The organism is Pseudoalteromonas sp. NCCP-2140 (genome assembly GCF_023708065.1).
GTDB lineage: Bacteria > Pseudomonadota > Gammaproteobacteria > Enterobacterales > Alteromonadaceae > Pseudoalteromonas.
On sequence record NZ_BRCZ01000002.1, the window covers coordinates 579,162 to 589,990 of the forward strand.

7 protein-coding genes, 8 tRNA genes and 1 rRNA gene are annotated in these 10,829 nt (G+C 41.5%); 14 read left to right on the top strand and 2 right to left on the bottom strand.

Features of this window, described 5'->3' with window-relative positions; translation table 11 throughout:
• Nucleotides 1-57 precede the first annotated feature (57 nt).
• Nucleotides 58-2,391: a carbohydrate binding family 9 domain-containing protein gene (locus NFU46_RS06530; protein WP_251600710.1), complete on the bottom strand. Its 2,334-nt coding sequence runs from the start codon at nucleotides 2,389-2,391 to the stop codon at nucleotides 58-60.
• 215 nt (nucleotides 2,392-2,606) lie between these two features.
• Between NFU46_RS06530 and NFU46_RS06535 the strand changes: the two genes are divergently transcribed.
• The 13 genes from NFU46_RS06535 (at nucleotide 2,607) to NFU46_RS06595 (ending at nucleotide 8,705) form a co-directional block, all read left to right on the top strand.
• Nucleotides 2,607-3,758 (top strand): dicarboxylate/amino acid:cation symporter, encoded by a 1,152-nt coding sequence (locus NFU46_RS06535; protein ID WP_054553767.1) that lies wholly within the window; start codon nucleotides 2,607-2,609, stop codon nucleotides 3,756-3,758.
• Between the two features lie 108 nt (nucleotides 3,759-3,866).
• Nucleotides 3,867-4,517, top strand: coding sequence for a UvrY/SirA/GacA family response regulator transcription factor (gene uvrY, locus NFU46_RS06540; RefSeq protein ID WP_054564041.1), 651 nt, complete (start codon nucleotides 3,867-3,869; stop codon nucleotides 4,515-4,517).
• Nucleotides 4,518-4,525: 8 nt separating this feature from the next.
• Entirely contained in the window at nucleotides 4,526-6,349 is a 1,824-nt protein-coding gene (gene uvrC, locus NFU46_RS06545; protein WP_054553646.1) for an excinuclease ABC subunit UvrC, read from the top strand.
• Nucleotides 6,350-6,391: 42 nt separating this feature from the next.
• Entirely contained in the window at nucleotides 6,392-6,937 is a 546-nt protein-coding gene (pgsA, locus tag NFU46_RS06550) for a CDP-diacylglycerol--glycerol-3-phosphate 3-phosphatidyltransferase (protein ID WP_054564017.1), read from the top strand.
• A 139-nt stretch (nucleotides 6,938-7,076) separates the two neighbouring features.
• A tRNA-Gly gene (locus NFU46_RS06555) sits at nucleotides 7,077-7,152 on the top strand.
• Between the two features lie 12 nt (nucleotides 7,153-7,164).
• Nucleotides 7,165-7,238, top strand: a tRNA-Cys gene (locus NFU46_RS06560).
• Between the two features lie 34 nt (nucleotides 7,239-7,272).
• Nucleotides 7,273-7,359: transfer RNA gene (locus tag NFU46_RS06565), tRNA-Leu, on the top strand.
• Nucleotides 7,360-7,418: 59 nt separating this feature from the next.
• Nucleotides 7,419-7,494: transfer RNA gene (locus NFU46_RS06570), tRNA-Gly, on the top strand.
• 39 nt (nucleotides 7,495-7,533) lie between these two features.
• A tRNA-Leu gene (locus NFU46_RS06575) sits at nucleotides 7,534-7,620 on the top strand.
• A gap of 189 nt (nucleotides 7,621-7,809) precedes the next feature.
• A tRNA-Gly gene (locus NFU46_RS06580) sits at nucleotides 7,810-7,885 on the top strand.
• 18 nt (nucleotides 7,886-7,903) lie between these two features.
• A tRNA-Cys gene (locus tag NFU46_RS06585) sits at nucleotides 7,904-7,977 on the top strand.
• Between the two features lie 35 nt (nucleotides 7,978-8,012).
• Nucleotides 8,013-8,099: transfer RNA gene (locus tag NFU46_RS06590), tRNA-Leu, on the top strand.
• Nucleotides 8,100-8,258: 159 nt separating this feature from the next.
• Entirely contained in the window at nucleotides 8,259-8,705 is a 447-nt protein-coding gene (locus NFU46_RS06595) for a hypothetical protein (protein ID WP_175081175.1), read from the top strand.
• Nucleotides 8,706-8,722: 17 nt separating this feature from the next.
• Here NFU46_RS06595 and NFU46_RS06600 read toward each other — a convergent pair whose 3' ends face one another.
• The gene (locus NFU46_RS06600; RefSeq protein ID WP_175081176.1) at nucleotides 8,723-10,141 is read right to left on the bottom strand and encodes a sodium:alanine symporter family protein; all 1,419 of its coding nucleotides are present in this window, start codon (nucleotides 10,139-10,141) and stop codon (nucleotides 8,723-8,725) included.
• A gap of 575 nt (nucleotides 10,142-10,716) precedes the next feature.
• On the opposite strand from NFU46_RS06600, the gene NFU46_RS06605 reads away from it, so the two are divergent.
• Nucleotides 10,717-10,829: ribosomal RNA gene (locus tag NFU46_RS06605) — 16S ribosomal RNA — on the top strand; the annotation flags it as partial.

The following is a 10,829-nucleotide window of genomic DNA, read 5'->3' on the forward strand; positions in this document are numbered from 1 at the left end:
ATTTAGTAATAAGGGGGGAAAAGAAGGGCGCGCACCAAAAGGTGCGCTAATAGGGTCTTAAAGCAACCAAGCGTAGCTAAATTTAGCAAATAACGTACGCTGCTCTTTAGTAATTGATGATAGCTCATCATCTTGATAGCCATTATCTGAGTAACCTGCAAAGAAAACCGTTTGTGGGTTCAGCTTGTAAGAATACAACAGCTGAGTGGCTAGGTTTTTATATTGGCTATCAACATCATCTATGTAATTAGCTTGATTACGCTCTAAATCGGTATAAATGACTGCAAGGCGTAAAAAGCTATTCACGTTGAATTGGTAAGTAAAACGTACATCACTTAAGTTGGCGGTAAATACTTCACTGCCATCGGCTTCAAGCTGCTCATAAGTATGACGTAAACGCACTTCAAAATGCTTACCAAGGTTCATATTCAGCACAGGGCGGATATGGAACTTATCACCAACGCGGTTATTCGCTAAATCAACGGCATTACCTGTATACATATATAAAGAAGCAAATACCCCTGCTTTTGGTTTAAAGTCACTGTAAAAGCCAACGCCATTTTCGCTAAACAAGTCAGTGTTGCCGTCGATATCTAAACGTGATTTATCGTGGCGAAGGCCGGTGCGGTTACGGTGTTCAACAGAGACCTCAAAAAAGCTCTGTAACGGGCCGCTGACTGAAAAACTAGTTTGTGCTTCTTTTTCAAGAAGTTCGTTATTTTCGTTGTGGGTAATATCCCAATCGGCGTAAAGGTTAGCGCGATTCCACCAATTGCCTTTATCGCCATACCAGCGGTATTCGCCACCAGTCGTAAACTTTTTAAAATCAACTTGTGAGATAAAGCCCAAGTCAGCTCTTAAATCAGCATCACGATAATTATAATCAGCGAAGGCACGCCAGTACTTCTCGTCGTGTTGATACTTTAGGTAGTAGCCAGTACCGGATTGCTGTTCTTTACTTAAAACACGAAGTACGCCTTCGTTATAGTCGCAGTCACTATTTAATTCACAGATTACTTGCTCGGGCTGTAAGCAGTTATCACCATCACATAACTCATCGATAAAATCTTGGCTGTATTGCGTTTGTGACTTTAATACTTGTACTAAGAAAACATCGTTCACTGTTGGTTTGTATTTGCTATCAATACTGTAGACTGTGTTTTTATAATCATCACTTTGTCTGTGTGTTGCCGTTGAACCGAGTGATAACCCAGATTCAAAATCGTATCGATAACGCAGGGCACCGTTTTCACTTGTCTCGTCAAGGGCGACAAGCGATGAGCCTAAATTGCCCGGGATCAACACATTGGTTTGCGTATCATTGGCAATGAAGCCGGCAAATGTATGACCATTTTTGCTGCCGGTGATCTTGGTGCCGTAATCTGGCTGGGCAATATTACGGGTATGAATAAGGTTAAGTGTTGAGGCAAAGTAGTCAGCGTTATCTAAAAAGAAGGCACGCTTTTCTGGGAAGAATAAACTGAAATTATTGTTCACACTCAATTGTGCTACATCCGCTTCAACCTGAGAAAAATCAGGATTAATCGTCGCATTTAAGGTGATATCTGGTGTGATCCCCCATTTAACATCGAGGCTGGCTTCAGTATTGTTTTCTGTCTCCCAATCAGCCACCTGTGCGCCATCAATATCACGTGTCTCATTTTTGCCAAGCACCACAGATGGAATAATCGCCACGTTATTGCCTTGCTTTGCTTGCTCAAAACCTTGGTAACTTGGCATTTGGCAAATCCAACAGTTGTTACCATGGTCAATTTGCATATTGGAGATACGTAACCGCTCACTGCGCGGTAAAAAGCGTAAAAACTCCATCGCCATAGTCTTACTTGCTACGCTGTCGTCAAAATTCAATACGCGTAATGGAATGGCAACTTCAACTGTGTAGCCTTTATCATGAATAACACCGACGCTATCCCAAATACCATCCCATGATGAGCTTTCATGTTTAGTCAGTTCGTTTTCTATTGAATCTTGTTGTACGCCAAGTGGGTTAATAAAAAATTGATAGGCTAATTGAGAATTATTGTATGAATCAATTTTTAGCCCGACTAGGTCATCATCCCAGGCTGCGTCACGGTCACGGTAAAAAGCACGAATAAGTTCTGGGTTTGGATCATTCGCTTCAAAGCCAATAAAAAGTGTTTCGCCATCCTCATAAACATAAGCGTGAGTGGTAACTGGGCTTTTACTGTTTTCGTAAGGCCAAGTAACGTTGTCTATGGTAATTTTTTTGGCACGTTGCCAACTTGGCTCATTGAGCTGGCCGTCGATTGTTGCTTGCTCCGCAATAAAAGGAAGGGTGACGGGTTGGCTGGTGGCCAAGCTGGTAAAAGGCACGCTTAATAGAGCGGCACTTAACATTGATTTATACATAAGCACTATACGGGTATTCAAAACTGCGAGCATGTTATTAATTTGCAACTTTGTTAACAAATGCAACGCGATAGGGCGCATATATTTACGTTCAAATTAGATTCTAACAAGCGGTGGTGGTAATTTGCGCAGTTAAACGTTAATTTGGCTGTTTTATAACAAAAGTAAACTAAAACGTGGTAAAAGATTACCACCTAAAAATTGAAGTGATCGTTATGAATTTAATTCTAAAATTAATTGCTGGTATTGTTGCCGGTATTTTAGTGGGCTTATATGTGCCACTAACAGGTGTTGAACTCCTTTACACAGTAAAAGAAATAATAGGTCAGTTGATCACCTTTACCATCCCGTTAATTATTTTATTTTTTATCGCATCAGGTATTGCTGGTTTACCAAAAGGGTCAGGCCACTTGTTAGGAAAAACAGTTGGCTTTGCATATGGTTCAACTGTTATTGCTGGAACCTTAGCTTTTTTACTTGTCAGCGCTATGATCCCATTGTTTGATGGCGGTTTAACGTTTGAAGCAGAAGTTGCTACCGAAGTGGGCAGCTTTATTGATTTAGAAATTCCACCTCTTATGAGTGTAATGACAGCACTTGCTGCGGCATTCATTTTTGGTATTGGTATGAGCCAGTTACAGCTTGATACGTTAAAGAAAGTATCTGATCAGGGCCGTGATGTGATTGATGGCTTATTAGCAAAAGTAATTATTCCTGCGTTACCTTTCTACATTGCCGGTGTTTTCGCGGAAATGACAGTTGCTGGCACCGTGGTTGATACGCTGCAAACATTTGGTATTGTTTTGCTAGCTGCATTAATTATGCATTGGCTATGGCTTACTGTTTTATATGTATCTACAGGCCTTTTACTAAAGCGTAATCCTTTAGAGCTTGTAAAAAATATGTTACCCGCTTATTTTACTGCTTTAGGTACAATGTCGAGTGCAGCAACAATTCCAGTTTCACTTCGCTCAAGCAAAGCAAATAACGTAAAAGAAGATGTTGCTAACTTTACAGTACCTTTATGTGCCACTATCCATTTATCGGGCTCAACAATTACGATTGTGACATGTGCAATGGCTGTCATGTTCTTATCACCGAATATGGATGTACCATCGTTATTTGGTATGTTGCCATTTATTATGATGCTAGGCGTTGTAATGATTGCTGCGCCTGGCGCACCAGGTGGGGCAGTTATGTCGGCATTGGGTCTTTTAACAAGTATGCTTGGTTTTAATGAAGGTGCAGTTGCATTAATGATTGCACTTTATTTAGCACAAGATAGCTTTGGTACTGCCTGTAATGTAACAGGTGATGGTATCATTGCCCTGTGGGTTGATCGTTTCAGCGAGAAAGCATCAGCTTAAAATTAATTAGTGAAACGATATTTTGATTTATCGTTTCACTTTTTCTGTGCTAATGTGGCACATTAAATTGTGCGAAAGCAGCTATTTGGGTTATTTGAGGGTGTTCCATTGATTAATGTACTTTTAGTTGATGACCATGAACTTGTACGGACAGGGATCAGACGTATACTTGATGATGTTCGTGGTTTTAAAGTGGTGGGTGAAGCTAAAACCGGTGAAGAAGCGGTGCAATTTTGCCGTCAACATTCACCTGATATCGTGTTGATGGACATGAATATGCCAGGTATTGGCGGTTTAGAAGCGACAAAAAAAATCTGTCGTTATTGCCCAGATGTAAAAATTATTGTGCTTACTGTGCATTGTGAAGATCCATTCCCAAGTAAAGTAATGCAAATCGGTGCTCATGGTTATCTGACAAAAGGTGCCGGCTCTGATGAAATGGTTAATGCCATTCGTGCGGTTAATGCAGGGCAACGTTATATTGCGCCTGAAATTGCACAACAAATTGCCCTTGCTCAGGTAAGCGGTCGCACAGATGAAAACCCATTCCAGAGTTTGTCTGAGCGTGAGCTGCAAATCATGCTGATGATCACTAAAGGTGAAAAAGCGCAAGATATTGCGGATCGCTTGAACCTGAGTTCAAAAACAGTGAATAGCTATCGCTATCGCATGTTTGAAAAGCTAAATGTAGGGGGTGATGTTGAACTTACCCATTTAGCAATTCGTCATAAAATGATCGACATTGATAGCTCGCATTAATTTGCTCAATGTCTGATTTCGAACCAGCCCGTTTTCTAAAAACACTATCAAGTGAGCCCGGTGTCTACCGAATGCTTGATAGTGAAGGGCAAGTTATCTATGTTGGTAAGGCTAAAAATCTAAAAAAGCGCGTAAGTAGTTACTTCCGTAGTAATGTAACTGATAGCAAAACCCGTGTATTAGTAAGTAATATTTGCGGTATTGAAGTCACCCTGACCAACACTGAAACCGAAGCCTTATTACTCGAAAACAACCTAATTAAAAAATATCAGCCTCGTTACAATATTTTGCTGCGAGATGATAAGTCATATCCGTATATTCTTTTAACTGATCATAAGCACCCGCGACTTGCTTTTCATCGTGGTAGCCGAAAAATTAAAGGCGAATATTTTGGCCCATTCCCAAGTGCGGGAGCGGTATCTGAAAGTTTGCGTTTAATGCAAAAAATCTTTCCGGTTCGCCAATGTGAAGATGCGTATTACCGAGCTAGAAGCCGTCCATGTTTACAATATCAGTTAAAACGCTGCTCAGCGCCGTGTGTGAATAAAATCTCCGATGAAGAATATCAACAAGAAGTTGATTTTGTTCGCAAGTTTTTATTGGGCAAATCTCATGAAGTCATTGCCGATTTAGTTACTAAAATGGAGCAAGCAAGTAAAGAACTTAAATTTGAGCTTGCGGCCAAAGTGCGTGACCAAATCATGTTGCTTCGAAAAATGCAGGAGCAACAATCTATTTCAGGTAACCATGCCGAAATGGATGTAGTGGGTTTTGCGCATTTAAATGGATTGAATGCGGTTCACTTATTAATGATCCGCGACCACAAAGTGCTAGGCAGTAAAACTTATTTTCCTAAAGTGCCAAAAGACTCAGGTGAAGAAGAAATTCTAACTTCTTTTTTAGGACAATATTATCTAGCTCCCGGTGCAACAGGGCGTATTGCTAAAGAAATTATATTACCGTTTAGTATTGAAGAAAGTGAGCCATTAAGCGAAGCGCTTACGGCAATCTCTGAACGTAAAGTGAGTCTAAAAGTTGCTAATCGCGGTGAGCGGGCACAGTATTTAAAACTTGCTAATAAAAATGCACTTAACAGCATTAGTGTTAAGCAAAGCACGCAGGATTCAATCAACAAACGTTACGCACAATTAAAAGAAACATTACGCCTAGATGATATTAATCGCATGGAATGTTTTGATATCAGCCATACAATGGGTGAAAACACGGTAGCAAGTTGTGTGGTGTTTGATTCGCAAGGGCCTAATAATAAAGAATATCGTCGATTTAATGTTACTGGTATCACCGGCGGTGATGATTATGCTGCGATGGAATTTGCACTTAATAAACGCTACAACAAAGTAGTCGATGAAGAAAAAATTCCAGATGTCATCTTCATCGATGGTGGTAAAGGTCAATTATCTCGTGCTGAGCAATATTTTGAAAACTGGCCACATAATAAAATGCCATTGCTGGTGGGTGTTGCAAAAGGTACAAGCCGAAAACCCGGTTTAGAAACGCTATTAATTGATGGCGGACGTAAAACAATACCACTTGATTCAGATGCACCAGCGCTGCATTTAATTCAGCATATTCGTGATGAGTCGCACCGTTTTGCCATTGCAGGGCATCGTAATAAACGACAAAAACAACGCACACAATCATTGTTAGAAGAAATTACCGGCGTAGGACAAAAGCGCCGACAAGCATTATTAAAATATTTAGGGGGCATGCAAGGGGTAAAAGCTGCTAATATAGACCAATTAAAACAAGTTCCTGGGATCAGCCCTGAAATGGCTGAAAAGATATTTAATCATTTGCATGACAAGGCGTAGCCTTCGTGCGAATATAGTAAAAAAAGACATCTCCAAGTAGTTATGTGGAATATTCCAAACACACTCACAACCTTTAGACTTTTTCTTATCCCCATTTTTTTGGTGATATTTTATTTGCCTTTCTCATGGGCGTTTTTCGCAGCTGCGTTTGTTTTCTGGCTTGCGTCAATCACAGATATCCTTGATGGTTATCTAGCGCGTCGTTTAAATCAATCAACGCCTTTCGGTGCGTTCTTAGATCCGGTTGCCGACAAAGTAATGGTGTGTGCAGCACTGGTTGCTTTATCAAGCCATTACCAAAGTTTGTATATGACTATTCCTGCATTAGTTATTATTAGCCGTGAAATTGTTATCTCTGCTTTACGCGAATGGATGGCAGAGCAGGGTAAACGTGACAACGTAGCTGTATCAAACATGGGTAAGTTTAAAACTGCAGCGCAGATGCTAGCCATTATTGGTTTGATCTGGCAGTTTGATACATGGATGATCTACTTAAGTTATGGCCTTTTGTACGTCGCAACATTCTTAACGCTTAGTTCTATGTTGCAGTATTTAATAGCGGCATGGTCAGAATTGACCAAAAATTGATCCTAAACGTTTAATTACACACCGTTTTAGATAAAAAATAAGCAAACAGTTCAAAACTAGCATTTTTTATATTGACGCGTTTAATAATCTCTGTAGAATGCGTCCGTGTTGAGAGGGCATAGCCCCCAAGATAAAGAAAGCGGCACTAGCTCAGTTGGTAGAGCGCAACCTTGCCAAGGTTGAGGTCACGAGTTCGAGCCTCGTGTGCCGCTCCAATTATCTAATTTGGCGGAATGGCAGAGTGGCCATGCAGCGGATTGCAAATCCGTCTACCTCGGTTCGACTCCGGGTTCCGCCTCCATTCAACACTCCACGCGCTCTATGAGCAACCCGATGCCCGGGTGGTGGAATTGGTAGACACAAGGGATTTAAAATCCCTCGCTGGTAACAGCGTGCCGGTTCAAGTCCGGCCCCGGGCACCATTTGTGGTTAACTACAACACCAAATGTAGTTATAAAAATGATATTAGAGTTAATATGATGCGGCACTAGCTCAGTTGGTAGAGCGCAACCTTGCCAAGGTTGAGGTCACGAGTTCGAGCCTCGTGTGCCGCTCCATATTAGCTTTATCCACTTGCTTTAAACAGCAAACCCGATGCCCGGGTGGTGGAATTGGTAGACACAAGGGATTTAAAATCCCTCGCTGGTAACAGCGTGCCGGTTCAAGTCCGGCCCCGGGCACCATTTTGATAAAGAAAAGTTTGCGGCACTAACTCAGTTGCCAGAACGTTATCATCGCAACCCCAAGGTTGTGCACCAACGGACAAAATACTGACAGAAACAAATTTGCGGCACTAGCTCAGTTGCCAGAACGTTATCATCGCAACCCCAAGGTTGTGCACCAACGGACAAAATACTGACAGAAACAAATTTGCGGCACTAGCTCAGTTGGTAGAGCGCAACCTTGCCAAGGTTGAGGTCACGAGTTCGAGCCTCGTGTGCCGCTCCAATTATTTGGAAGCGATAAGGCGGAATGGCAGAGTGGCCATGCAGCGGATTGCAAATCCGTCTACCTCGGTTCGACTCCGGGTTCCGCCTCCATATAATACTCCACATGCTCTTAGGAGCGACCCGATGCCCGGGTGGTGGAATTGGTAGACACAAGGGATTTAAAATCCCTCGCTGGTAACAGCGTGCCGGTTCAAGTCCGGCCCCGGGCACCATTTACGTAAAATACCTCTTCTCTATTTCATTTATATTTCTTTTTATAATCCCATCAAATTATTTTTTTATTGCCAAAATAGCTTTATAGTTTCCTTAGTCTTTTTAAAACAGCTAACGCGTTTCAAGTTTTAATCAATTAATAGGATTAAGGAAAGATAATGGAGCAATTTAAACGTGGCTTAAACCAGTTTTGGGTAGGCGCCGTATTTGGGCTTTGTCTAGCGATCTCGTTAGTACTCATTCCTGTTGCGATTATTATGTCAAACATTAATGATGTACTGAAAATTCATGAGGTGAGCGTGCTTGTTGATAAAGTATCGACCGTCTTTGATAAATCAGAACAGGCTATTAGTAATGCGAAAGCAGCACTAACCGATTTTGATAATGACGTGGTAATGGATATGCTCACTGCTGTGCAATCTTATCAGCAACAATCGCAGCCATTATTAACCGCAGAGCAAAAACAAGCATTAAAAGCGCAAATTAAAGAGCAGCTTGTTACTGAGCTTGAATCCAAACTTAACGAACAGCAAATCACATTCATATTGTCTGTTTTTGAAAAATTAGCAAATACAAAAAAGGGAGCACAATCGCTCCCCAATTAAGTAATCACTTGGCTTGGTTATTTGCGCCACGCACCTTTAGGAATAGTTTGATTTAGCTTTTTGTTTTGCGAAGGATCGAAAGTAGGCAATTTACCTGCTTTACGTTGTGAGTTGTAATCCTTCGCAAGCCAAATAACGACGCCCGATAACATAAATAAAGCGATGACGTTGACGATAGCCATTAGACCCATCGAGACATCGGCAAGCGTCCAAACTAATGGTAATTCTCCAAGCGCACCAAACATCACCATACCAAGTACCAGTAGTCGGAAGATCAACATACCCGATGCATGGTTATGCTCTAAGAACAATAAATTGGTTTCGGCATAAGAATAATTAGCAACAATCGAGGTAAATGCAAAAAACAAAATTGCAATTGCAACAAAGGTGGCACCCCAGCTACCAACATGTTCTTCAAGGGCAGCTTGTGTTAACGCAATGCCAGTCACACCTGAATCAGGTATAAGCTGCTGTGATAATAAAATAAGTGCTGCAGTTGCAGTACATATAATAATTGTATCTACAAATACGCCGAGCATTTGTACATAACCTTGTGAGGCTGGGTGCGGTGGGTTAGGTGTTGCCGTTGCAGCAGCATTTGCAGCGCTACCCATACCAGCTTCATTAGAGAATAAGCCACGCTTAATACCCTGGATCATGGCCTGCATTACACCATAACCTATTGCACCCGCACCCGCTTGCTCGATACCAAAGGCACTATTAATAACATGCATAAATACGCCCGGTAATAAATCGTAGTTCATGGCACACACATAAAGTGCAACTAACAAATAAGCCAGCGCCATAAATGGCACAACCATTTCTGCAAAACGTGAAATAGTTTTTAAGCCACCAAAAATAATAATACCTGACCCTAATACTAAGCCGATACCTACAACATAGTTTGGAATACCAAACGCAACATCAAATGCAGCAGCAATAGAGTTTGATTGAACGGCATTAAACACCAATCCAAAAGCAAGAATAAGGCACAGAGAAAAGATCACACCCATCCAACGTTTGCCCAAACCATATTCCATATAATAAGCAGGGCCACCGCGAAAGTTGCCATCTTCATCGACGGTTTTATATGCCTGAGCAAGCGTACTCTCGGCAAAACTTGTCGCCATACCTATTAAAGCAATAAGCCACATCCAGAAAATTGCCCCGGCACCGCCTAAATAAAGTGCAACGGCAACACCTGCCATATTACCCGTACCTACTCGCGCAGCTAAAGAAGTACAAAATGCTTGGAATGAAGAAATGCCATCGCCAGAACCTTGGCGGCTCTGAAACATCACTTTGAGCATATGTGGGAATTGAGTGAATTGAATAAAACCGAGTCGAAGAGTGAAAAATAGCCCCGCAGCTATTAAAAGGTAAACCAGAATGTGACCCCAAAGGAGACCACTTATACTATTTATAATGTCTGTCATTTTTCTTGCCTTGTGAGCGAGTGGAAAATCTGCGGCGCAAGTTACCATAACAAGCGAGGAGAGTTTAGTTATTCTGCTAAAAAACACCAGTTATCCACAGGTCTTTGTGGGTAACGTGTTTGCACTTGGTGGGTATCTGATTAATTTGAAAATATTCAAAAAAACCTTCAAAAAGTGCTTGCGTTAAAAATCCATCTCCCTATAATGCGCATCCACTGACACGGCGGGCAGCAATGAAAAGCGCTGAACAACGTAACAGAGAGTTAAGTAAAACTTGGGTTTAAAACGGTCTAAAAAGAAAGTTTGAAATTAAGTGTTGACTCGAAAATTTAAGGATGTATTATACGCATCCCTAGCGACAACGTCGCAACGTTCTTTAACAATATAAAGCAATCATCTGTGTGGGCACTCGTACAGATTGAGTTCTAACAGCGAAGCTTAGTTTACTAAGTGACGCAAACAAATTTAGAGTCTCAAATGTAACTGAGTGACTTCATAGTCAATTCGATATCGAAAGGTATCAAAATCAGAATTCATTGAGCATGGTTTGAAGTTTACTTCAAACAAAAAACTTTTAATTGAAGAGTTTGATCATGGCTCAGATTGAACGCTGGCGGCAGGCCTAACACATGCAAGTCGAGCGGAAACGAAGAGGTGCTTGCACCTCTGGCGTCGAGCGGCGGACGGG

Excerpts from the sequence above, each read along its gene's own strand:
- NFU46_RS06530 (WP_251600710.1), bottom strand. The coding sequence starts at position 2,391 with ATGTATAAATCAATGTTAAGTGCCGCTCTATTAAGCGTGCCTTTTACC.
- NFU46_RS06535 (WP_054553767.1), top strand. The coding sequence starts at position 2,607 with ATGAATTTAATTCTAAAATTAATTGCTGGTATTGTTGCCGGTATTTTA.
- uvrC (WP_054553646.1), top strand. The coding sequence starts at position 4,526 with ATGTCTGATTTCGAACCAGCCCGTTTTCTAAAAACACTATCAAGTGAG.
- pgsA (WP_054564017.1), top strand. The coding sequence starts at position 6,392 with ATGTGGAATATTCCAAACACACTCACAACCTTTAGACTTTTTCTTATC.
- NFU46_RS06595 (WP_175081175.1), top strand. The coding sequence starts at position 8,259 with ATGGAGCAATTTAAACGTGGCTTAAACCAGTTTTGGGTAGGCGCCGTA.
- NFU46_RS06600 (WP_175081176.1), bottom strand. The coding sequence starts at position 10,141 with ATGACAGACATTATAAATAGTATAAGTGGTCTCCTTTGGGGTCACATT.